The 22559-nt window shown below is 64.4% G+C and carries 23 protein-coding genes; 12 read left to right on the top strand and 11 right to left on the bottom strand.

The features are described 5' to 3' along the window. The first annotated feature begins 63 nt into the window (after positions 1-63). Complete coding sequence (locus tag Q0P59_RS11765; RefSeq protein WP_295006653.1) at positions 64-1191, top strand: response regulator; 1128 nt, start codon at positions 64-66, stop codon at positions 1189-1191. Here Q0P59_RS11765 and miaA read toward each other — a convergent pair. From miaA to Q0P59_RS11745, 4 genes are all read right to left on the bottom strand, one after another. Then, positions 1181-2125 carry a tRNA (adenosine(37)-N6)-dimethylallyltransferase MiaA gene (miaA, locus tag Q0P59_RS11760; RefSeq protein ID WP_295006652.1) on the bottom strand — a complete coding sequence of 315 codons (945 nt, stop codon included), beginning with the start codon at positions 2123-2125 and terminating at the stop codon, positions 1181-1183. The genes Q0P59_RS11765 and miaA overlap by 11 nt on opposite strands. Before the next feature lie 105 nt (positions 2126-2230). After that, a complete protein-coding gene (locus Q0P59_RS11755; RefSeq protein ID WP_295006651.1) occupies positions 2231-3841 on the bottom strand; it encodes a HAMP domain-containing methyl-accepting chemotaxis protein in 1611 nt (536 codons plus the stop codon). A gap of 111 nt (positions 3842-3952) precedes the next feature. Then, a complete protein-coding gene (gene mutL / locus Q0P59_RS11750) occupies positions 3953-5785 on the bottom strand; it encodes a DNA mismatch repair endonuclease MutL (protein ID WP_295006650.1) in 1833 nt (610 codons plus the stop codon). Positions 5786-5835: 50 nt separating this feature from the next. After that, positions 5836-6399: a DUF922 domain-containing protein gene (locus Q0P59_RS11745; protein ID WP_295006649.1), complete on the bottom strand. Its 564-nt coding sequence runs from the start codon at positions 6397-6399 to the stop codon at positions 5836-5838. 181 nt (positions 6400-6580) lie between these two features. Between Q0P59_RS11745 and Q0P59_RS11740 the strand changes: the two genes are divergently transcribed. From Q0P59_RS11740 to Q0P59_RS11710, 7 genes are all read left to right on the top strand, one after another. Then, positions 6581-7222 carry a DedA family protein gene (locus Q0P59_RS11740; protein WP_295006648.1) on the top strand — a complete coding sequence of 214 codons (642 nt, stop codon included), beginning with the start codon at positions 6581-6583 and terminating at the stop codon, positions 7220-7222. Next, positions 7222-7929 (top strand): hypothetical protein, encoded by a 708-nt coding sequence (locus Q0P59_RS11735; protein ID WP_295006647.1) that lies wholly within the window; start codon positions 7222-7224, stop codon positions 7927-7929. The genes Q0P59_RS11740 and Q0P59_RS11735 overlap by 1 nt, the downstream gene beginning before the upstream one ends. Continuing rightward, positions 7926-8573 (top strand): phosphoribosylglycinamide formyltransferase, encoded by a 648-nt coding sequence (gene purN, locus Q0P59_RS11730; protein WP_295006646.1) that lies wholly within the window; start codon positions 7926-7928, stop codon positions 8571-8573. The genes Q0P59_RS11735 and purN overlap by 4 nt, the downstream gene beginning before the upstream one ends. Before the next feature lie 6 nt (positions 8574-8579). Next, positions 8580-9542, top strand: coding sequence for a DUF3108 domain-containing protein (locus tag Q0P59_RS11725; RefSeq protein ID WP_295006645.1), 963 nt, complete (start codon positions 8580-8582; stop codon positions 9540-9542). Beyond that, positions 9539-10801, top strand: a complete 1263-nt coding sequence (locus Q0P59_RS11720) for an RsmB/NOP family class I SAM-dependent RNA methyltransferase (protein ID WP_295006644.1) — start codon at positions 9539-9541, stop codon at positions 10799-10801. Before Q0P59_RS11725 ends, Q0P59_RS11720 begins: the two co-directional genes overlap by 4 nt. Then, positions 10798-12057: a mechanosensitive ion channel domain-containing protein gene (locus Q0P59_RS11715; protein ID WP_295006643.1), complete on the top strand. Its 1260-nt coding sequence runs from the start codon at positions 10798-10800 to the stop codon at positions 12055-12057. Before Q0P59_RS11720 ends, Q0P59_RS11715 begins: the two co-directional genes overlap by 4 nt. A 118-nt stretch (positions 12058-12175) precedes the next feature. Beyond that, positions 12176-14335 (top strand): TonB-dependent receptor, encoded by a 2160-nt coding sequence (locus Q0P59_RS11710; RefSeq protein WP_295006642.1) that lies wholly within the window; start codon positions 12176-12178, stop codon positions 14333-14335. Between the two features lie 96 nt (positions 14336-14431). Here Q0P59_RS11710 and Q0P59_RS11705 read toward each other — a convergent pair whose 3' ends face one another. The 3 genes from Q0P59_RS11705 to Q0P59_RS11695 form a co-directional block, all read right to left on the bottom strand. Beyond that, positions 14432-14611: a hypothetical protein gene (locus tag Q0P59_RS11705; RefSeq protein WP_150429464.1), complete on the bottom strand. Its 180-nt coding sequence runs from the start codon at positions 14609-14611 to the stop codon at positions 14432-14434. Positions 14612-14866: 255 nt separating this feature from the next. Further along, positions 14867-16303: an ATP-binding protein gene (locus tag Q0P59_RS11700; protein WP_295006641.1), complete on the bottom strand. Its 1437-nt coding sequence runs from the start codon at positions 16301-16303 to the stop codon at positions 14867-14869. After that, on the bottom strand, positions 16290-16994 hold the full coding sequence (locus Q0P59_RS11695; RefSeq protein WP_295006640.1) for a winged helix-turn-helix domain-containing protein: 705 nt from the start codon (positions 16992-16994) through the stop codon (positions 16290-16292). The genes Q0P59_RS11700 and Q0P59_RS11695 overlap by 14 nt, the downstream gene beginning before the upstream one ends. Before the next feature lie 128 nt (positions 16995-17122). Here Q0P59_RS11695 and Q0P59_RS11690 point away from each other — a divergent pair, with 128 nt between their 5' ends. Beyond that, positions 17123-17620, top strand: a complete 498-nt coding sequence (locus Q0P59_RS11690; RefSeq protein ID WP_295006695.1) for a disulfide bond formation protein B — start codon at positions 17123-17125, stop codon at positions 17618-17620. Between the two features lie 53 nt (positions 17621-17673). Here Q0P59_RS11690 and rpmG read toward each other — a convergent pair whose 3' ends face one another. From rpmG to radC, 3 genes are all read right to left on the bottom strand, one after another. Beyond that, complete coding sequence (rpmG, locus tag Q0P59_RS11685) at positions 17674-17841, bottom strand: 50S ribosomal protein L33 (protein WP_011288870.1); 168 nt, start codon at positions 17839-17841, stop codon at positions 17674-17676. Positions 17842-17860: 19 nt separating this feature from the next. Continuing rightward, a complete protein-coding gene (rpmB, locus tag Q0P59_RS11680; RefSeq protein WP_150429468.1) occupies positions 17861-18094 on the bottom strand; it encodes a 50S ribosomal protein L28 in 234 nt (77 codons plus the stop codon). Positions 18095-18175: 81 nt separating this feature from the next. Then, positions 18176-18856: a DNA repair protein RadC gene (radC, locus tag Q0P59_RS11675; protein WP_295006639.1), complete on the bottom strand. Its 681-nt coding sequence runs from the start codon at positions 18854-18856 to the stop codon at positions 18176-18178. Between the two features lie 49 nt (positions 18857-18905). Here radC and coaBC point away from each other — a divergent pair, with 49 nt between their 5' ends. The 3 genes from coaBC to Q0P59_RS11660 are packed head-to-tail and all read left to right on the top strand — an operon-like array spanning position 18906 to position 21144. Next, positions 18906-20099 (top strand): bifunctional phosphopantothenoylcysteine decarboxylase/phosphopantothenate--cysteine ligase CoaBC, encoded by a 1194-nt coding sequence (gene coaBC / locus Q0P59_RS11670; RefSeq protein WP_295006638.1) that lies wholly within the window; start codon positions 18906-18908, stop codon positions 20097-20099. After that, positions 20099-20548, top strand: coding sequence for a dUTP diphosphatase (dut, locus tag Q0P59_RS11665; protein WP_295006637.1), 450 nt, complete (start codon positions 20099-20101; stop codon positions 20546-20548). Before coaBC ends, dut begins: the two co-directional genes overlap by 1 nt. After that, positions 20548-21144, top strand: a complete 597-nt coding sequence (locus Q0P59_RS11660; protein ID WP_295006636.1) for a c-type cytochrome — start codon at positions 20548-20550, stop codon at positions 21142-21144. Before dut ends, Q0P59_RS11660 begins: the two co-directional genes overlap by 1 nt. A gap of 42 nt (positions 21145-21186) precedes the next feature. On the opposite strand, the gene Q0P59_RS11655 is transcribed toward Q0P59_RS11660, so the two are convergent. Then, positions 21187-22407: a methyl-accepting chemotaxis protein gene (locus Q0P59_RS11655; RefSeq protein ID WP_295006635.1), complete on the bottom strand. Its 1221-nt coding sequence runs from the start codon at positions 22405-22407 to the stop codon at positions 21187-21189. Positions 22408-22559 lie beyond the last annotated feature (152 nt).

The following is a 22559-nucleotide window of genomic DNA, read 5'->3' as shown; positions in this document are numbered from 1 at the left end:
CGAATCGCATATTGCAATTGTGGCAAATGTGCAATAATGACGTTCGACTGTAAGGAGGGCGAGATGGATACCGATCTGCGTGTATTTGTTGTCGACGATGACCCCCTGATGCTTGAGGTGCTGAGCGCGACACTGGATGGCGTCTGCCTGGTGCACACTTTTGCGTCGGCGGCGGCTTGCCTCGAGGCCTTGCCCGCGTCGCGCCCGGATCTTTTCCTGCTCGACGTGACGATGCCGGTGATGGACGGTTTCGCCTTGTGTCGCCATCTCAAGGACGACTGGGATACGCAGGACATCCCGGTGGTTTTCGTTTCCGCCAGCGACGACCTGGAAACGCGCCTGCTCGGCTACGAGGCGGGCGGCGAGGACTTCATCCAGAAACCCTTCGAGCCGGCCGAATTGTTGAGCAAGATCCACGTCGCAGGCCGGATTCTGGCCGAGAAAAAGGCGCTCCGCGAGCAGGCGGGCTATGCCCAGCGCACGGCGATGACGGCCATGGTCAGCATGGGCGAACTGGGCGTCGTGCTGCAGTTCCTCAGCAAATCCTTCGCCTGCGACTCGCTGGAGGAGCTGACGCTTGCCTTGCTCGACGCCATGCGCCAGTACGATCTGCAGTCGGCGCTCCAGATGCGCATGGGCGACGCGGTGCTGACGCTCAGCGCCAACGGGCGCAACCTGCCGCTGGAGGTTTCGGTGCTCAACCATGTCCGGGACAGCGGGCGGATCTTCCAGTTCAAGTCGCGCTGCGTCTTCAACTACGGCGGCGTGACCTTGCTGGTCAACAACATGCCGCTGGACGACCCGGACCGTTGCGGCCGCATCCGCGACAACGGGGCCTTGCTGGCCGAGGGCGCCGATGCCCGCTTGCGAGCCATCGAGACCGAGGTGCTCGCCAGCCAGCGGCGGGCCGGCATCGAGGGTGCGCTGCCGAGGCTGTACGCGACGCTCGACGGCGTGCAGAACAATTACCGGCGCAACTGTTTCGAGCTGACGCAGGTCATGATCGAGTTCCAGGAAACGCTGACCAAGGCCTACATCCATCTCGGCCTGATGGAGCGCCAGGAGGAAATGATCAGCAGCATGGCCAACGAGTTCATGCTGCGCGTCGTCGGCACCCAGGATGCCTCGCTGGAGATCGTCGGCCAGCTCGAAGGATTGGCTGACGATCTGAAGGTGTTGCTCAGGAACTGAGGAAGGCGTCGGTGCGTGCGGCGATGCGTTCGGGCATCGCAGGATCGAGGCAGTCGAAGTGCTCGGCTGCGAAGGAGTTGGTCAGCCAGGTGATCTGCCGCTTGGCCAGTTGCCGGGTGGCGAAGACGCCGCGGTCGCGCATCTCGTTGGCGGGCATCAGGCCGTCCTGCGCTTCCCAGACCTGGCGGTAGCCGACGCAGCGCATCGACGGCAGCCCGAGGTCGAGTTCGTATTTTTCGCGCAGCCGGCGAACTTCTTCATCCAGCCCGGCGCGCAGCATGTCGTCGAAGCGCTGCGCGATGCGCTCGTGCAGCACGCTGCGCTCGGACGGCAGCAGGCCGATGGACAGAAACTCGTAGGGCGGTTGCTGACTTTCGCTTTCGGCGAGCAGCTCCGACATCTTGCGGCCGCTCAGGGTGCAGATTTCGAGGGCACGCTGCAGGCGCTGGCTGTCGGTCGGGTGCAGGCGGGCCGCCGTTTCCGGGTCGATGGCGGCGAGCCTGGCATGCATCGCCGGCCAGCCGTGGATCGACGCGTCGGCGTCGATGGCGGCACGCAAGGCGGCATCGGCCTGCGGCAGTTCGGCCAGCCCGTGGAGCAAGGTCTTGAAGTAGAGCATGGTGCCGCCGACCAGCAGCGGGACCTTGCCGGCCGCGGTGATGTCGGCCATCGCGGCGAGCGCGTCATGGCGAAAACGGGCGGCCGAGTAGCGCTCCTCCGGCGTTATCAGGTCGATCAGGCGATGCGGGTAGCGGGCCAGCGTCGCGCGGTCCGGCTTGGCCGTGCCGACATCCATGTCGATGAAGACCTGCGCCGAATCGACGCTGATCAGCTCGACCGGAAAACGGTCGGCCAGCGCCATCGAGACGGCTGTCTTGCCCGAGGCGGTCGGGCCCATGATCAGGATGGCGGGAGGATGGCGGCGGGAAGTCATGGCGGCGAATGCTAACACGCCGGGGCGGGCGGCCGGGAAGCGCCCCGCGCCTCGCCGCAGCGCCCGGCCCGGGCGCCCCCTTCGGCCGGGCCTGCCCTTGCCGGGTCAGACCCGGTAGGCCGCCACGATGCCCTGCATCTGTTGCGCCAGCATCGCCAGCTGCTGGGCGTTTTCCGAGGTTTCCTCGGCGGCGGCGCTGTTTTCTTCCGTCATCTGGGCGATGCGCTCCACCTGCTGGGCAATGGCCGTGCTGGCCGTGCTCTGCTCGCGCATCGATTCGGTGATGTCGCCCACCATCGCCAGCGTCTGCTGCGAGCCGTCGCCGATTTTCTGCATCGCCGTGCTGGCCTGGGAGGCTTGTTCCACCCCTTCCTTGACCGTGCTTTCGACGCTCTGGATGCTGTTGACCGCTGCCAGCGCGCCGCTCTGCATGTCCTGGATGGTGCTGGTGATTTCCTGGGTGGACTTGCCGGTGCGCTCGGCCAGTTTGCGCACCTCGTCGGCCACCACGGCGAAGCCGCGTCCCTGTTCGCCGGCGCGCGCGGCTTCGATGGCGGCGTTCAGGGCCAGCAGGTTGGTCTGGTCGGCGATTTCCTTGATGACCGAGACGACGTTGCTGATCTTTTCGCTCTGCTGCTCCAGATTGACGATCTGGCTGGAGGCGTCGCCCACGGTGCTGGCGATGCTGTTGATCACATTGACGGTCTCGTCGATAACCCCTTCGCCCTCGTTGGCCAGGCGTCCTGCCTCGGCCGACAGGTTGCGCGTCTCGCCGGCGCGGTCGGCGACATGGCTGACGCTGACGGTGAGTTCTTCGATCGCCGCCGCCATGGCTGCCGCCGATTCGCTTTGCTGGCCCGAGGCCAGCGACATTTCGTGGGCCGCGTTGGAGACGCGGCTGGCCGCCTGGTGCACGTCCCCGGCATGGCTGGAGAGCTGCTGCAGGTTGGTTTGCAGGCCGTTCAGCAATTCATTGAAGGCACGGCCGGCCTGGGAAACTTCGTCCTTGCCGTTGGCTTCCAGGCGCAGTGTGAAATCCAGCTCCTTCTGCACCCGGCCGAACAGCCCGACCATGCTGTCCAGCGACTGCCTGATCTGGCGCAGGGTCAGGAAGCCGATGATGCCGAGCGCACAGGCGCTGCCAACGATCAGCGCAATCACCACGCTGCGTGACGCGCGATAGTCCGCCGCCGTCTCCTTGGCATGCTGGCTGGCCAGTTCCTCGTTGTAGACTGCGTGGTCGCCCAGCGCCTTGCTTAGGCCGTCGATGGCGGGCCGCAGGTCACCCAGCAGCCGGTTCGCCTCGTCGCGATGCCCGTCGCGCGACACCGCCAGGACCTTGCGCGCACCGGCTTCAAACTGCTCCGCCAGCTTCAGGTCGGCGTCGTACAGCGCCTTGTCCTTCTCGTCGATGATCAGCTTTCCGTAGCCCTTCAGTTCCTGGTGCATCTGGCTCATGCGCTCATCGAATCGCTGTTCGAATCCCGTCTTCTTGGCCGGGTCGTTTTCCAGCAGGTGCGAGAGCAGCGGGGGGCGGGCACGCAGAAAGGCGATCTGCGCCTTGTCCAGGGTGACGATGCTGGGCAGCAGGTTTTCCTCGGTCTCAACGACGCCATCGTTGATCTTGGCGAGTTGCCACAGGGCGAAGCTGCCTTGCAGGGCGAGGGCGAGAACCCCCAGCAGCACCAGAATGGCAATTTTTTTGGCGATGGTCATGGCGTTCTCCTCGGGCCGGGCGCGTTCAGTGAACGGTTGTTTTTAGGATACGCTCCACTATAACTAAAGTAATAAATATATCAACTTCTATTTTTCGCAGGGGCGCGGCGCTTACTGGCCGCGCAGGAAGAGCCTGTCGAGCTGATCGAGCGTCAGTTCCGTCCAGGTCGGGCGGCCGTGGTTGCACTGGCCGGCACGCTCGGTTTCCTCCATCTGGCGGAGCAGGGCGTTCATTTCGGGGACGGTGAGCTGACGGCGGGCGCGCACGGCGCCGTGGCAGGCCATGGTGGCCAGCAGTTCGTTGCGGCGGGCGGTCGCCAGCTGGGTGATGCCGTGTTCGCGCAATTCGCCGATCAGCGAGCGCGCCAGGGCGGCCGGATCGCCGGACTGCAGCAGGGCCGGCACGCTGCGCACGCCGAGCTGGTTGGGGCCGAGCGGGGCGATGTCGAAACCGAGGTCGCGCAGCGCCTCGGCATGTTCGTCGACGGCCGCGATGTCGAGCGGGTCGGCCGAGAAGACGGCCGGGATCAGCAGGTTCTGGGTGGCGATCTGGCGGTTGTCGAAGGCCGCTTTCAGCTTTTCGTACAGGATGCGCTCATGCGCGGCGTGCATGTCGATCAGGATCAGGCCGCGGGCATTCTGGGCCAGGACGTAGATGCCGTGCAGTTGCGCCAGCGCGTAGCCGAGCGGCGGTCCGTCCTCGGGCAGGCCGCTGGCCGGCTGGAATTGTGGCGCCGCTTCAGGGCGTGCGGTCGTTGCCTGGCCGACGCCTTGTGCGGCGCGGGCAAAGGCCAGGTAGGCAGCGGCGGCCGGTTCGGCGACGCCGAGGCTGGCCTGGCGCGGTGTGGCGTCGGGCGATGCCGATGGCGGCGTCCAGGCCGGGCGCGGCATCGGCGTTGTCACCGCGGCCGGCGGGGCGTCGTAGGCGGGGGCGGGGGCCAGCGACGGCGCCGTCGCGGCCTGAACAGGCGCCGCCAGCACGCGTTGCACGGCATGGAAGACGAACTGATGCACGGCGCGCGAGTCGCGGAAGCGGACTTCGGTCTTGGCCGGATGCACGTTGACGTCCACCAGCGCCGGGTCGATGTTCAGGAACAGGCAGACGGCCGGCTGGCGGCTGCCGTGCAGCACGTCGCGATAGGCCTCGCGCAGGGCGTGGCCGATGATCTTGTCGCGCACGAAACGGCCGTTGACGAAGACGGTCTGGCCGTCCTTGGCATCGGTGGCGCGGGTCGGGTCGATGGCGAAGCCGGTCAGCGTCAGCGGGCCGGCGGCTGCGTCGATGGGGCGGGCAGCACCGATGAACCCGTCGCCGAGGATGTCGGCGATGCGCCGCCCGGCATCGGCCGGGGCCAGCTGGAACAGGCTGCGACCGTTGTGGGTCAGGCTGATCGCCACGTCCGGCCGGGTCAGGGCCAGGCGGCGAACGGCGTCGGCGCAGTGCGCGAACTCGGTGCTTTCGGACTTCAGGAACTTGCGCCGGGCCGGGGTGTTGTAATACAGGTCGCGCATCTCGACCACGGTGCCGGCCATCAGCGCCGCCGGTTCCGGCACGGCATCCGTTTCGCCGCGCAGCTTCCAGGCGTGGCCGGCGCCGCGTTCCCGGCTGGTCAGGCTGAGGCGGGCGACCGAGGCCACCGAGGCCAGCGCCTCGCCGCGAAAACCCAGGGTGCCGACCCGTTCCAGGTCGTCGAGGCTGGTAATCTTGGAGGTCGCATGCCGGGTCAGGGCCAGCGCCAGCTCGTCCCTGGCGATGCCGCAACCGTCGTCGGTGATGCGGATCAGCTTGACGCCGCCTTCCTCCAGATGGACCTGAATGGCCTTGCTGCCGGCATCCAGGCTGTTTTCGAGAAGTTCCTTGAGGACGGAAGCGGGTCTTTCGACCACTTCGCCAGCCGCAATCTGGCTGATCAGGAGGTCGGGGAGGCGGGCGATGGTCGGCATCGGCGAATTATCCCAGAATGCCCGGTGCGGCGGCTATTCCCAGGGGCGAATCAGCAGTCGAGGCAAGCCCCTTGCGTGTGGCCGTGCCGCGTGGTGGCGTCGTAGTCATAGCCGGCTTTTCGGGCGTTGTCGAGGATGGCGCTGCCCTGGCGTTGCGCCTCGTCGGCCAGCGCACGGCAACTGGCCATTGGCGGTAGCGTGCTGAGCGCTCGGTCGGCTGCGGCTGCCGCTTCCTGGGCGATTTTCTTGTGCCCTTCCTCGTGGAATTGCAGGGCGCGCAGGTATTTCTGGAATTCGGCCTGGCTGGCTGCCGTGCCTGATTTGAGGTCGGGCAAGGTGATGGTGACCGACAGCTTCGTCGTCACATCGAGTATCTGGCACAGGCCCGAGGCATTGCGGTCCCAGCGGAAGCTCCAGCGTATGTCCCAAGCCGTATTGCCGTGATAAATCCGGCCGTTTTCGCGGATGGGCGAGGTGTTGTTCAGGGCGGCGAGCAGCTTGCTGCCTGGTCGTTGGTGTACCGGGTATGACTGAATTTGCTCGAATTCGATGACCTTGGCCAAGGATGGTGTGGCGACAAGGGAAAGAATCAGCAGTACGGCTGGGTGGCGCATGATCGTTGGCTGAAATGGGCGTGTTTTTGGCCGGTTGCGGACCGTTTGGGCAGTACGGATTATGCGCATGCCTGTGGCGTGGCGCCAATGCCTGCAAGGCTGCGAGCAGGAGGGCACCGCTTCGCGGTTGGCGGGGTGGCTTGGGGTAAAATGCGCCACCCGCCATCATTGTTCCGACCGCATGGAATTCCTGACTCAATTCATCGACATCGTCCTGCATCTCGACAAGCACCTGGCCGTCCTGGTTCAGCAGTACGGACTGTGGATCTACGGCATCCTGTTCTTCATCGTCTTCGCCGAGACCGGCTTTGTCGTGACGCCCTTCCTGCCCGGCGATTCGCTGCTCTTCGTGGCCGGCGCGCTGGCCGCCCTGGGCGAGGGCGGGATGGACGTGTTCACCCTGATGGCGGTGCTCATCGTCGCGGCGGTGCTCGGCAATACGCTCAATTACCAGATCGGGCGCTTTCTCGGGCCCAAGGTCTTCCACTGGGAGAACTCCCGCTTCTTCAACCGCGACGCGCTGGTCAAGACGCACGCCTTTTACGAAAAACACGGCGGCAAGACCCTGATCATTTCCCGCTTCCTGCCGCTGTTCCGGACCTTCGCGCCTTTCGTCGCCGGCATCGGCGCCATGAGCTACGCCCGCTTCACGCTGTTCAACCTGATCGGCGCGCTGGGTTGGGTGGTGTCGCTGTGCATGGCTGGTTACTGGCTGGGCAACATCCCGTGGGTCAAGGCCAACCTGTCGTTGATCATTGTCGGCATCATCGTTTCCTCCCTGATCCCCATCGGCTGGGGCTATCTGAAGAGCAAGGAAGCCTGATGCGCGGCCTGGCCGTCCTGCTGGCCCTGATCCTGGCGGCGGCCTGCTCGACCCGGCTGGGCAAGGACGGTCGTACCGACACGACGGTCGACGTCAAATACCTGGCCAAGACCGAGGTGGATCGCATTGCCGATACCAATCGCGCCGAGGTGGTCGATAGCCTGATGCTGATTGCCGACAAGCTCTACAGGCGCAATCCGAAAGAGTGGCGGAAAGCCGGCCAGCCCAGCCGCGAGGCGGCACTGGATCGCCTGCGCCATCGCCACACCCAGCGTTGGCCGGAGCTGGGCGGCTTGCGCGAGGGCCAGGCCGCGTCGCTGGCCTTCACCGAGGCCTATGCCGGCGACCGCGTCGCGGCGCTGGTATTCGGCTTGCTGACCATGGTCGACGCCGCCTACGAGCACAAGGAGGAGTTCTACATCCTCGACAGCCTCAATGAAACGAAGCTCTACAACTCGGCGCGCAACATGGACGTCGCCGTGTGGAAACTCGGCCGCGACCGCAACGCCGCCGGCGAGTTGTTCCTGCTTTCCAACGAGCTCGACCCGGCCAACCGCAACCTGTCCTTCGAGCGCGAGTTCGGGCGGGTCATGGGCCTGCTCGACTTCATGGCCAAGATCGTCGCCGACCGCAACGGCCGCGGCCTTTCCCGGCTGACCCAGACCGCGGTCAGCACCATTTTCCTCCCGGTGAGTTTTTTGAAATGAAGAATATCGTCATCCTGATTTCCGGTCGCGGCAGCAACATGGAGGCCTTGATCGCCGCCCGCGACGCCGGCGATCTGCCTGTCAACATCGCTGCCGTGATCAGCAACCGGCTCGATGCCAAGGGGCTGGAGACGGCGGCGAAGGCCGGTATCGCCACCCATTACATCGACCACAAGGCCTTCGCCGGCCGCGAGGCCTTCGACGCCGCCCTGGCCGAGTGCATCGACGGCTTCGCGCCGGACCTGGTCGTCCTCGCCGGCTTCATGCGCATCCTCAGCGAAGGTTTCGTGCGCCATTACGAGGGCCGGCTGATGAACATCCACCCCTCGCTGCTGCCGTCCTTCCCCGGTTTGCACACGCACCGGCGGGCGTTGGAAGAGGGGGTACGCATCCACGGCTGCACCGTGCATTTCGTGACGCCGACGCTCGATCACGGTCCGGTCATCGTCCAGGCGGCCGTTCCGGTGCTCGACAGCGATGACGAAGACGCCCTGTCGGCCCGCATCCTGCGCCAGGAGCACCTGATCTACCCGCAGGCCGTGCGCTGGTTTGCCGAGGGCCGGCTGAGCCTCGACGGCGGCCGGGTCCGCATCGCCGCCGATCTGTCCGACGGCGGCGCCTTCATCTCGCCGGTGCTGCGCTAGGCAGCCATGCCGATCGCCATCGTCCTGGCGCTGGCGGCTTCGCTGGGTATCCATGCCGCCGCCCTGTTCGGGACCGATGTCGAACTGTTCGGCGGCGCGACGGAAGAACCCGTCGCCCTGCGCGCCGAACTGCAGCCACCGCCCTCGGTGCCGCCGCCTGCCGCACCGAAACCGGTAGCGAAGCCCAAGCCCAAGGGCAAGCCGGTGCCGCTGGCCAGCGCCAGGCCGAGCCCGGCGGCGCCGGCCGTTCCGCCGGCGCCCGCCAAGCCGGATGTTCCGCTCCCGGCGGACGTGGTGACGGAGAAACCGGCCACCCCGCCGGCGGAGCCGGTCAAGCCCCTGCTGCCGGCCAGCGGCGTCATCCGCTTCGCCATCCTGATGGGCAGCCAAGGCTTCCCGGTCGGTCGCGCCGAGCACCGCTGGGAATTCACCGAGGACGGCCATTACCATCTCTACGGCATGACCGAAACCAGCGGCCTGGTGGCCCTGTTCAAGACGCTGCGCTTCGAGAACGAAAGCCACGGCAAGCTGGTGGCCGGCGGCTTGCAGCCCGAGCGCTACGTGACCAGGAAAAACGGCAAGGATGCCAACGAGAACGCCGATTTCGACTGGCCTGCCGCGCAGGTCCAGCTGTCGCGCGATGGCCAGGTGCGGCCGGTGGCGCCGGGCACGCAGGACATCCTGTCGCTCAATTATCACCTCGCCTACCTTCGTCAGCCGGAGTCCGGCGCCTCGGTCGGCGTGGTCACCGGCAAGAAATACGAGCGCTATGCCCTCGATTCGCTGGGCGAGGAGGAGGTCGAGACGCCGGCCGGCCGCTTCCGCACCCTGCACCTGCGCGCCATGACCGACAGCGTCACCGAAATCTGGCTGGCGCTCGATCATCATCGTTTGCCGGTTAAAATACGTTTTACCGACAAGAAAGGCGACGTTTTCGAACAGATCGCCACCGAATTAGGAACGCCATGAAAGCCCGCTTCACCCCAGCCCTTTTTGCCCACGCCGAAGCCGTTCTCGGCCAGTTGCTGCGCTTCGATCACCCGGCCGATGCCGTGGTTTCGCGCTATTTCCGGGAGCATCGTCAGCTCGGCCATGCCGATCGGGCCTTCGTGGCCGAAACCGTTTTTGCCGTGCTGCGCCGCGGGCGGAGTGTCGAGGCGCGTTGCGCCGGGCAGCTTTCCGACCGCCGCCGCCTGCTCGCCACGCTGGCCCTGGTGCGCGGCTGGAGCCAGCGCGAACTGGCGCCGGTGCTCAAGGCCAACGAGGAAGAATGGCTGGCCGCCGCCAAGGCGATGCCCGAGGCCGACCTGCCGCCGGCCGTGCGTTGCGACCTGCCCGACTGGCTGTACGAGCGCCTGTTCGCGCAGTTCGGCGCCGACGAGGTGTTGGCGCTGGCGCGTGCCATCAACCAGTCGGCCCCGCTCGACCTGCGCGTCAATACGCTGAAGGCGGACCGCGAGACGGTGCTGGAAAAACTGGCGACCGACGGCATTGCCGCGCTGCCGGGCGACTTGTCGCCGCTGGCCATTCGCCTGCGCGACAAGCCGGCGCTGGCCAGGCACCCGCTGTTTCTGGAAGGCGCCTTCGAGGTTCAGGACGAGGGCAGCCAGCTACTCGGTTTCCTGCTGGAACCGAAGCGCGGCGAGATGGTGGTCGATTTCTGCGCCGGCGCCGGCGGCAAGACGCTGCTGCTCGGCGCCCTGATGCGCAACACCGGCCGGCTCTACGCCTTCGATGTGTCCGACAAGCGCCTGGCCAACCTCAAGCCGCGCCTGGCCCGCTCGGGCCTGTCCAACGTCCATCCGGGCCGCATCGAGCACGAGCGCGACCAGAAGATCAAGCGCCTGGCCGGCAAGGCCGACCGCGTGCTGGTCGATGCCCCCTGTTCGGGGCTCGGCACCCTGCGCCGCAATCCGGACTTGAAGTGGCGGCAGAGCGAGACCTCGGTGGCCGAACTGACAGCCAAGCAGGCCTCGATTCTCGATGCGGCGGCGACCCTGGTGCGCCCGGGCGGCCGGCTGGTCTATGCCACCTGCAGCCTGCTGACGGCCGAGAACGATGCCATCGTCGCGGCCTTCCTCGAAAAACATCCCGATTTCTCCCTGTTGCCGGCCTCCGGCCTGCTCGCCAAGCAGGGCATCGCCTACGAGGGTGAATTGCTGCGCCTGTTGCCGCACAAGCACAATACCGACGGCTTCTTTGCCGCCGCACTGGAGCGCAAGGCATGAGCGAAAAAAGCCAGGCGCTGCGCCTGATCAACGACCTGCTCGCCGATGTCCGCGACCCGAGCTTCGTCTGGCAGGTCGTCACACTGCTCGCCTGCATCGGTTCGGCATTGCTGATCGCGCGCTGGTGGCGGAGCCGCCATACGGAAGGCGAGGGACGCCTGACCGATGTCGGCGCCCGCCTGGCTTTCCCGCTGACCGGCATGCTGCTGACCGGGGTTGCGCTGAGCACCCTCGGCTCCTTCATGCATCTCAACCTGCTCAAGCTGGCAATGCCGCTGCTCGGCTCCATGGCCCTGGTGCGCGGCGTCATCTTCGTGCTGCGCCAGGCCTTTCCGCGCGCCACCTGGCTGACGGCCTGGGAGCGCATCATCGCCGCCACGGTGTGGGGGTGGCTGGCGCTGTACATCACCGATCTGGCACCCTTCGTCATCGAGGCGATGGAGAGCGTGCAGTTTCATGTCGGCAAGCAGCAAATCGACCTGTGGACCGTCCTGCGCGGCATTGCCACCGTTTTCCTGACGGTCGTCTTCGCGCTCTGGGTCGCCGGCCTGATCGAGGCGAAGCTGATGCGCATCCAGTCGCTGGATGTGAACCTGCGTATCGTCGGCGTTCGCGTCGCCAAGGCCGTGTTGACGGTGGTCGCCATCCTGACCAGCCTGGCGCTGGTCGGCATCGACATGACCGCCCTGTCGGTATTCACCGGGGCGCTCGGCGTCGGCCTCGGTTTCGGCCTGCAGAAGATCGCCAGCAACTACGTTTCCGGCTTCATCATCCTGCTCGACCGCTCCATCCGCATCGGCAATATCGTCCAGGTCGGCAGCGACAGCGGCGAGGTGACGCAGATCACCACGCGTTATACGGTGCTCAAGCATCCCGGCGGCACCGAATTCATCGTGCCCAACGAAACGCTGATCGGGTCGATCGTCCAGAACCAGACCTATTCCAATACCCGCATCCGTCTGGCGACCAGCGTCGGCGTCGCCTACGACAGCGACCTCGACCTCGCCTGCCGTCTGATGGCAGAGGCGGCACAGTCCCATCCGCGGGCTTTGAGCGACCCGCCGCCCAAGGTTTTCCTGACCCAGTTCGCCGACAGCGCGATCAATCTCGAGCTCGGGTTCTGGATCAGCGACCCCGAAGAGGGCAAGGGCAATATCGTGTCCGACGTCAATTTCGCCATCTGGCGGGCGTTCAAGGAAAACGGCATCGCCATCCCCTTCCCGCAGCGCGAAGTACGCCTTATTAATTCGGCATAACAAGGGCTTACCTAGTCTTTTCCCTAGGTCGCCAGATGTCAGTTTTTGTTAAAATCGCCTCCCGTCTCAGGGTTTTGAATCAATAATTAGGCAGAACGACCCTGCGAGTTCTTGGGGTATGTTGCAGGCCGCCCGTCGAATGGATGCCGTGAATACAACGACTCGCTTTCCCTTTTCTCGTTCCGCATGCCTGTCCGCGCTGCTCGGGGCGTTGGCGTCATGTCCGGCGGCTGCGGAGGAAGACGTCTTCTTTTCCAGCCTGCCCGTCGTCGCGTCGGTCAGCCGTCTGCCGCAGCAGCTGTCCGAAACACCGGCGTCGGTCACGGTCATCGATCAGGAGATGATCCGTGCGTCCGGCATGCGCACGGTGGAGGATCTGCTGCGCCTGGTGCCGGGGTTCCAGGTCACCTCGCACAATCAGGATTCCGCCATCGTGGCCTATCACGGGCTGAGCTACGGGCTCTCCAGCGAGGAGTACGGGCCGCGCGTGCAGGTGCTGGTCGACGGGCGCTCGCAGTATTCGCCGCTGTTCAAGTCGGGTGTTAACTGGAACCTGTTGCCGGTTGCCCTCGAGAACATCGAGCGCATCGAGGTCATTCGCGGCTCGAATACCGTTTCCTATGGTTCGAACGCCTTCATGGGGGTGGTCAACATCATCACCATGGACCCGGCGCTGACCAAGGGCTGGATGGTGTCGGCCAATCATGGCAACAACGGCATCCGTGACGAAATCTTGCGCTGGGGCGGCAGTGTCGGCGAGGCGAACCTGCGCTTCACCGCGCGTTCCTTCCAGGACGACGGATTCCAGTACGGCTTCTACAGCGGCAGATGGACCTATTCTCCGGATAGCCGCCAGTCGCAATTGTTCGACCTGCGGGCGGATATCCCGCTGAATGATCGGGATGAACTGCAACTGACGGGTACCTTTGCCCGCGACATGTCACAGTTCGGGCGTCCTGCCAATGCCAACGATCCGGTTCGCAACATGGAGCAATCGTCGGCGGCTTTCGGCATTCTGTGGCGCCGCATCGTGTCGGCGACTGAAGAGATCAAGCTGCGCTACGGTTATCGCGATGACCGGGCGCAGTCGCCGTACCGCACACGGATCAATTTCACGACCAATCTGGCGGTGCCGGCGTCGGTAACCTTCTTCCCGATGATCGATCCCGGCGGGCGTTCGCAGCAGCACGAACTCGAACTCGAGCACCTGCTGTCGCCGCGCAAGGACTTGCGCATGATGTGGGGCACGGGCCTGAAGTCCACCGCCGTGCAGTCTTACGAGCAATTCAGCTCGGATGGCTGGAAAAGCAGGTTCGCCTATCGGGTCTTCGGGAATCTGGAGTACCGGGCTGCCGATCCCCTGATTTTCAACGTGGGGGCGAGCTACGAGCATGACAGCATTAGCGGGGCGATGTTCGACCCGCGCATTAGCGCCAGCTTCCACGTCATGCCGGGGCATACCTTGCGCCTGGTCGCCTCGCGCGCGCATCGGAATCCCAGTCTGTACGAGACCTCGGGCCATTCGGAGAGGCGGGATGTCGGCAACACCGGCCTCGCCGACGTTCTTTTTCATGCGCAAGGCGTGAAGCCGGAGCAGATCGATACGCTGGAACTGGGCTACCTGGCCGAGCTGAAGGAGTATCGGGCAATGGCCGATGTCCGGATATTCAGCGAACGGATTCCCAACTACATTCAGATTCTGCCCCTGGCGCTGCCAGCCAGCAGCCCGGATGACCGGGAGATTCAGTCGTTGCGGATGAACGCCGTCAACTATGCGGTCTATCCGAACGGCCGGGCCGACAGCGCGGTCAATCTGGCCAATGTTCGCATCCAGGGCTACGAATACCAATTGAACTGGCGTCCTTTCGAGGCGACGCGGCTGATGTACGGCAACGCGCTGGTAACCATTTCGGCGGACTACACGGACATATCCCGCGTTGCGGACGACTTCAATAACGGACCGAAGATCATCAACCAGACGCGTGATTCGGCGCCAACGCATTCCCAGACGGCGATGCTGGTTCAGCGCCTGCCCTACGATGTCACGGCGTCGATCATGTATTTCCGCGCATCTCCCATGCGCTGGCGGAGAAACGACAATGTGCCGATCGATGCCAGCGAGCGGATCGACTGGCGCCTGGCCAAGGGATTCCGCCTGGGACAGCTGGGTGGCGAGGTCGCCTATGTCTCGCAGATGATCAACGAACAGCAGCAGGGGCGGACCATCAATCGCCTGGCCGACCGCGTCCATTGGCTGGCGCTGCGCCTGGAGTTCTGATTGCCTGCCGGCACCCGATAAAAAAAGACCCCGCCACGAAGGCGGGGTAACAGGGAGGTCTCGAATCGGGGGGTATTCGAGAGGAGGGTAATCGGTTCAGCGTTTGTTGCGGTGTTTCAGCAGCGCGCGGGCGATGGCGATGATGCCGCCGGCGGCGATGGCGGCGATGGCTGCCTTCAGCGGTTCGGCCTGGCCTTCGGCGAGCCAGTCGTAACCGGCGATACCGACGAAGACGCCGAGCGACTCGCTGATCGGCAGGTGATCCGCAAAGGCCATCAACGGGCTTTCTTGAGCGGAATCGTGGCCAGTGCGGGTTGGGCGGGAACCAGCGCGAACAGGTACTGGCGGGTCGCTTCGATAAACTGTTTGATATTCATTTTGATCATTTCCTCGTCATCCTCTTGGCGGGCTTTGTTTTCTGACATGCCTCGCATTCTAGAGAGGCGTGCGCCAGTCGTCTGTTGCGCCAGCGTTGTGTCGAGGTAACGGGTTTTGATCTTCTGTGACGCTTTGTAACCGCCCGGAGACGGCCTACTGGTGGGCTTTCCAGCTCAGCGTGAAGCGTGCGCCGCCAAGCGGCGAGGCATCGGCGGTTGCGTTCCCGCCATGCAACTCGAGTACCCGGCGGGCAATGGCCAGGCCGAGGCCGTAACCCCCTGTCGAGCGGTCGCGCGAACGATCAAGCCGCGTGAAGGCGGAGAAGATGTGTTCGCGTTCTTCGGGAGGGATGCCTATCCCGTCGTCGTCGACATGGATGCGTATCTCGTCGCCGCTCAGCTCGGCATTGACCGAGATGCGCTTGCTGGCGTATTTGAAGGCATTGCGCAGCAGGTTGCGCAGGGCGTAGGGCATGGCCTTGCGGTCGAGGTCGACGTGCAGGTCGTCGGGTAGTCCGGCGATATCCACGGCAACCTCAAGCTGGCGGCCGAGCAGGCGGACGGAATCGACTTCGTCCGCCAGCCACTCGTTGAACTTGACGCTGGCGAAATGGGGTTCCGGCGCCTCGCGTTCGAAGCGGGCATAGGTCAGGCTGGTGTCGATCAGCTGGTCGAGTTCGTCGAGGTCGGCCTCCATCATCGCCCAGAGGCGTTCCCGCTCTTCCTTTTCCTCTGTCTCGGTGAGCATTTCCAGCGCAAAACGCATGCGGGCGATGGGCGTGCGCAGTTCGTGCGAGATGCCGCAGGAGAGTTCCCTATGGGTGGCCAGCAGCTGGCGAATGCGATCGGCCATGCTGTTCATCGTGTCGGAGAGCGGTGCGAACAATTGGGTCTTGGCGGCCGGCGAACGGGCGTCAAAATGGCCGTCGCCCAGGTCGCGGGCCGTCTGGCGCAGGGTTTCGAGATCGCGCCAGACCGGGCGAATCCAGAACCACAGGGCGATCGCGAAAATGACGCCGATCAGGCTCCAGGTCAGGAGGCGGAGGCGAAGTTCCAGCGGCAGGCGGTCGGCCAGTTCGGGGTTCCGGCCGGAGGCGAGCGGTCCGACCACCAGGACGAGGCTGGATGTTCCCAGGCGGTGGTACATGATGTCGCCGTCGTGGTCGATGGCGATGTCGCCGGCGTCCAGCTTGTTGACCTGGAATGGCGTCAGGGTGCGGTCGAGCGAGATGCGTTCGACGATGCCCAGGTTGTAGGAGAATTTCTCGTCGATTTCGCCGACCTTCTTTTGCCATTCGCGGCGGGGGTGCCGGAACAGCTCATCCTCGATCAGCGTGATCGTGCCGCGCATGAAGCGGCGGGCGTAGTCGTCGGTAATGCCGCGCTGGGCGGTGGAGATGACGAAATCGGCCGTGAAGGCGATGGCCACGAAGGAGCCCATGGCCAGCAGGTAGAAATTGAAGAACAGCCGCGACAGGCTGTAGCGGCTGCCCCGCCAGCGCGGCAGCGAGACGCGGAACAGCGAGCGGGCGAGCCCCTGGTTTTGTTCCTTGGCCGGCTTGTCGTCGGCCGGCGTGTCAGTTCCAGTCATGCTTGCTGAACAGGTAGCCCTTGCCGCGCACGGTCTTGATGCGGGTCGGATTCTCCGGGTCGTCGTTCAACTTCTTGCGCAGCCGCGAGATGCGGGCATCGATGGAGCGGTCCAGGCCGTCGAAGCCGATCCCGCGCAGTTCCTGCAGCAGGTCGTCGCGCGACAGCACGTTGCCGGCGTGCGTGGCGAGCAGCCACAGCAGGTCGAACTCGGCGGTGGTCAGGTCGATCGACTGGCCGGCCAGCGTTGCGGTGCGCGTGGCCTGGCTGATCCGGAACTGGCCGAAGACCATGTTGTCGGCTTCGCCGGCGGGCGTCTCGCCGGCCGCCGGCAGCCGGCGAAGCAGGGCCTTGATGCGGGCGAGCAGGACGCGGGGCTGAACCGGTTTGGCGATGTAGTCGTCGGCGCCCATCTCGAGGCCGAGAATCTGGTCGAAGTCCTCGTCGCGGGCGGTCAGCATCAGGATTACGCCCCGGTACTGCGAGCGCACGGCGCGACAGACTTCGAAACCATCCTTGCCTGGGAGCATGACGTCGAGAATGACCAGGTCGGGCTGTTCCGCCAGGATGCGCGTTTCGGCGACGTCGCCGCGCGGCTCGACGGCGACCTGCAGGTCGTTCTTGGTGAGGTATTCGGCGGTCAGTTCTGCCAGCCGTTCGTCGTCTTCGACAAGGAGGATGCGTGTATTCATCCGCCAATCTTAACGGTCAGCCGGGTCCTGGTCCAGCCTGCCCGGGCAATGTCCGCGTTATCGAAGAGGGATGAATACGCCTTGGCCTGGCTTAGAATGTCCGCTGGTAACTATTGGGAAGCTTGTGGATGATTTGGTCAAAAGTGCCCGTCAGGGCTTGGTTCGCGACATTGGGGATCGGTTGTATTGGCCTGGTCGCGGTCGGAATGGAGTTGCAGAACCTGTTGCGCCTGGCGCCATGTCCCCTCTGCATTTTTCAGCGCCTGCTCTATATCGTCATCGGTTGTATCGGCTTGGCCGGTTGGGCGCTTCCAGCCGGGCGCCTGCTCTGGTCGGCGCTGACGGTCGGCCTGGCGGGGCTGGGTTTCGGTGTGGCGGCCTATCAGACCTGGATGCAGGCTTATCCGCATCTGGCGCCGGAATGCAGCTTTACCGACCCGAACGCCATCGAGAGCCTGGTCGATTGGCTGGGCATGCAGATGCCGTCCCTGTTCCTGGCCACTGGTTTCTGCACCAGCCGGGACTGGGAGTTCCTCGGCCTGTCGATGGCCAACTGGTCGGTGGTGATTTTTGCCGGCATCGTGGTGTATGCCGCTTTGCTCTTCCGGAGCAAGTTCCGGAACTGAAAAAAACAAAACCCGCCGAAAGGCGGGTTTGTCGAATGCCGGAGTCGGCTGAATTACTTCAGCTTCACTTCCTTGTAAGCAACGTGCTTACGGGCCTTCGGATCGTACTTCATGAACTCCAGTTTTTCAGGCGTCGTGCGCTTGTTCTTGGAGGTGGTATAGAAGTGTCCGGTACCAGCTGTGGATTCCAGCTTGATCTTTTCGCGACCGCCTTTAGCCATTTTTCGTATCCTTCCTTAATCAGACTTCGCCGCGGGCACGCAGATCGGCCAGAACGACTTCGATGCCCTTCTTGTCGATGATGCGCAGGCCGGCGTTGGAAACGCGCAGACGCACGAAGCGGTTTTCAGTTTCGACCCAGAAACGACGATACTGCAGGTTCGGCAGGAAGCGGCGCTTCGTTTTGTTGTTGGCGTGGGATACGTTGTTCCCAACCATCGGGGCTTTACCCGTTACTTGGCAGACTCGCGCCATGATGGTGCTCCAGAATTCGCTAGAAGAAAGCCCGTGAGTATAACCAAAAGTCCCGAATGGGATCAAGGGGTTTCTGCATTTTCATAACAGGCCGCGCTCGGCGAACGACAGCGGCGGGGTGGTTCCGGCGACGATGAAATGGTCGAGGACTTTGACATCGACCATGGCCAGGGCGTCTTTCAACGAGCGGGTGAGCATCTCGTCGGCCCTGGAGGGTTCGGCGACACCGGAGGGGTGATTATGCGCCAGGATGACGGCGGCTGCATTATGAAATAGCGCGGCCTTGACGACTTCCCTCGGGTAGACGGAAGTCTGGGTCAGCGAACCGGCAAACAATTCCTCGGCTTTGAGCAGGCGGTTCTGGGCATCCAGCCACAGGGCCATGAAGATTTCCTGCGGGCGGTGGGCGAGCTTCAGGCGCAGCCAGTCGCGGACCTTGCCCGGCGATGTGAAGTTGTCGCGGTTGCCCATTTCCTGCGACAGCGCGCGGCGGGCCAGTTCGAAGCTGGCCTTCAGCTGGGCGGCCTTGGCCATGCCGATGCCGGACACGCTGGCCAGTTCGTCCAGCGAGGCTTCGACCAGGATGCCGAGCCGGCCGTCGAAACGGTTCAGCAGGTCGCGCGCCAGATCGACGGCGCTTTTGCCGCGCACCCCGACGCGTAAATAGATGGCCAGCAGTTCGGCATCGGACAGCGCCGCCGGGCCGTGGGCGAGCAGTCTTTCGCGCGGTCGTTCGCCTTCCGGCCAGTCGGTGATCGCCATTTTCTTTCCAAGGGTAGAATGTGCGGAGTCCAATTCTAATGGTAAGACAATGGAATTACAGGGTAAGCGCATCGTCCTCGGCGTGACCGGCGGCATCGCCGCCTACAAGGCGGCCGAACTGGTTCGCCTGCTGGGCAAGCATGGGGCCGAAGTCCAGGTGGCGATGACCGAGGGGGCGACGCATTTCGTCACGGCGACCACCTTCCAGGCACTGTCCGGCAAGCCGGTCTATCTCGACCAGTGGGATGCGCGCATGCCGAATGCCATGGCGCATATCGACCTGTCGCGTGCCGCCGATCTGATCGTGGTTGCCCCGGCGTCGGCCGATTTCCTGGCCCGCATCGTTCACGGCATGGCCGACGATCTGCTGGCCACCATGGTCCTGGCGCGCGACTGTCCCTTGCTGGTGGCGCCGGCGATGAACCGCCAGATGTGGGAAAACCCGGCGACGCAACGCAATGTGACTCAGCTTCAGGCCGACGGCGTGCAGATGCTCGGTCCGGCCAGCGGCGAGCAGGCCTGCGGCGAGGTCGGTGCCGGCCGAATGCTCGAGCCGGACGAAATCGTCGAAGCGGTGATCGCCTTCTTCGCGCCCAAGGTATTGGCCGGGCGCAAGGTCTTGATCACCGCCGGGCCGACCTTCGAAGCCATCGATCCGGTGCGCGGCATCACCAACCTGTCGTCCGGCCGCATGGGCTATGCCTTGGCCCGTGCCGCGCGGCAGGCCGGCGCCGACGTGACGCTGGTCTCCGGGCCGGTCGGCCTGGCGGCGCCGCAGGGTGTCGAACGGATCAATGTCAGGAGCGCCCTCGACATGCATGCCGCGGTGATGGAACGCGCCGCCGGGGCGGATGTCTTCATCGGCGTCGCGGCGGTGGCCGACTACCGCGTGGCCAACGCGGCCGAGCACAAGCTGAAGAAGGACACCGGCGGCATTCCGCCGATCGAACTGGTCGAGAATCCGGATATCCTGGCCGAAGTCGCCGCTCTGAAGAACGGCCCGTTCTGCGTCGGTTTCGCCGCGGAAAGCCGCAATCTGGAAGAGTATGCGCAGACCAAGCGGCGCAAGAAGAATATCCCGCTGATCGCCGGCAACCTGATCCAGGACGGCTTCGGCGGCGACGACAACCGGCTGGTGCTGTTCGACGACCACGGTACCCACCCGCTGACGCCGGCTCCCAAATCCGTGCTTGCCCGCCAACTGGTGGCGCATGTCGCCCAATTGTTAACAGGAAAAATGTAATGCACCGTATCGACGTCAAGATTCTCGACAACCGCCTGCGCGACAACCCGCCGCACTACGCGACCCCGGGCTCGGCCGGCCTCGATCTGCGCGCCTGCATCGCGGCGCCGCTGCATGTCGAACCGGGCCAGACGACGCTGGTGCCGACCGGCATGGCGATTCACCTGGCCGATCCGGGCCTGGCCGCGATGATCCTGCCGCGCTCCGGCCTGGGCCACAAGCACGGCATCGTGCTCGGCAACCTGGTTGGCCTGATCGACAGCGACTACCAGGGCGAGTTGATGGTCTCGGTGTGGAATCGCGGCCATGCCGCATTCACCCTCAATCCGCTCGACCGCATTGCGCAGCTGATCGTCGTGCCGGTGCTGCAGGTGGGCTTCAACATCGTCGACGATTTCGATGCCAGCCATCGCGGCGAGGGCGGTTTCGGCAGCACGGGCAAGTCCTGATGCGCCTCCTGGCCTGGCTGCTGGCCGCTTGCGTCCTGCCGGCGCAGGCAGCCGAGGACCCGGTGCTGATGCAGCGCGGCGAGGAGCAGGTCATGGGCAAGTGTTTTCTCTGCCACGGTGCGACCGGCGACAGTTCCAGCCCGCTCTATCCCAAGCTGGCCGGGCAGAACGAGGCCTACCTGCTTAAGCAGTTGCGCAACTTCAAGTCGGGTGAGCGCGACAGCAACGACATGCGCAAGGTGGTCTCCGATATGAGCGACGACGACATGCGGGCGGCGGCGCATTTCTTCAGCAACCAGCAGCCGAGCCGCGGCAAGTCGGCCTATGGCGAGATGCGGGCGGTGGGCGAGCGGCTATATAGGCAGGGCAACCCGGACAACGGTCTGGTGCCGTGCCGCGATTGCCACGGCGAGAACGGTGCCGGTTCGGACAAATTGCCCCGTATCGCCGGGCAGCACACGCTGTACATCGAAACCCAGCTGAGCCTCTTCGAGGAGCGCAAGCGGACCAACGACAACGCCCAGATGCAGGATATCGCCAAGCGCCTGAGTGTTGACGAGGCACGGGCCGTGGCGGAGTTCCTGCGCGGGCTTTGACTTCCGGATAGCAGCGGGCCGGCGTGGCGCTGGCCCGGACGGTCAGAACAGCTCGATTTCCCCGTCGTTGTTCGATTTGGCGTTGCTGGCCGAGCTGCTCGAGCGCAGGGCATCGCTCTTGACGTGCGAATTGACCAGCAGTTCGACCAGCTTCTGGCTGCGCTTTCGGAAGCGCTGCAGGCCATCGCTTTCGTTGTCCTGGTGCAAGGCCAGGAAGGCGTGCATGTATTCGCCGACGTTTGTCGTGCGCTGGCCGACGCGTTCCATCATCTGGCTGACGATATCCTCGAACTGCATGGCCATCACGCCTTCCTGGGTGAGGCCGTGCATCTGTTCGGTCACCGCGGTGATGTGCGCCGAATGCTCGCGTGCCTTGGCGGTCAGTTCCAGCAATTCGCCGCCCAGTTCGTTGAGCATGGCACGCGATTTGTCGGCAATGCTCATGTCGATGTTCGCCGTGTCGCTGATCCGGTTGCCGACCTCGCGCAGCGAGTCGAGAATTTCGCTCAGCCCGTTGCGAATGTCGACGTTGAATTCGCCGGTTCGCGCCGCCAGGTTGCGGACTTCGTCGGCGACCACGGCAAACCCGCGGCCGGCCTCGCCGGCACGGGCGGCTTCGATTGCGGCGTTGAGGGCCAGCAGGTCGGTCTGCTTGGTAATGCCGGCGATGTCGTTGAGCGAGCCGGAAATCCGGGTAACCTGCGCCTGCATCTGGTCGAAGCTGCTGGCGATGCCCTGGCTGGTCTCCTTCAGGTGCGTCATCTTGCTGGTGAATTCGGTGATCAGGGTGTTGGTTTCGTCGAAGAAGCGCTGCAGGCTGACTTCCTCGTGATCCCGGGCGCCGGAGTCGGTGACCTCCAGCATCTGCTCGATCAGCGAACGCAGTACCTGCCGTTGATTGGACGACTGCGATTCAAGGCCCGTCAGGCTTCCGGAAATCCGGTTCACGGAAGCGCGGATGACTTCCCTGGCTTCGCGCATTTCCGTTTCCAGCGACGTGAATTGCAGCTCGGCGTGGGCCATGGCTTCGTCGGAAAGGACTTGATATTCCGACATGACATTGTTCAGGTCCTGGAAGTGCGCTTTTTGGCGTGTTTGCCAGTTGCGCCGCTCGCGGAGGGATAGTGCGGTGGTGGTCAGCAGCAGAATGGCCAACGCAAGAAAAGCATGAGCCGTCACCGGCCCCGCCATGAGCGACCACAACCAGAGTGCCAGGCAGGTTGCAATTGAGACCCAGATCAGCAGGTCGTCGATACGTTTCATGAACGGGGTTCCGGTGGGCTGAATTATAGAATTGTACTTTGTTTGTTACTTTTAAACTATTTTGAGAATGTTTTATCCCATTGTCTTCAAGTGCTGGATGATCTCCCCGGCCATGGGCTGGGCATCGCCATAGAGCATGCGGCAGTTGTCGG

The sequence above is a fragment of the uncultured Dechloromonas sp. genome (genome assembly GCF_945957265.1).
GTDB lineage: Bacteria > Pseudomonadota > Gammaproteobacteria > Burkholderiales > Rhodocyclaceae > Azonexus.
Note: the sequence above shows the minus strand (reverse complement) of the source record. Positions and strands in the feature narration are given on the sequence as shown.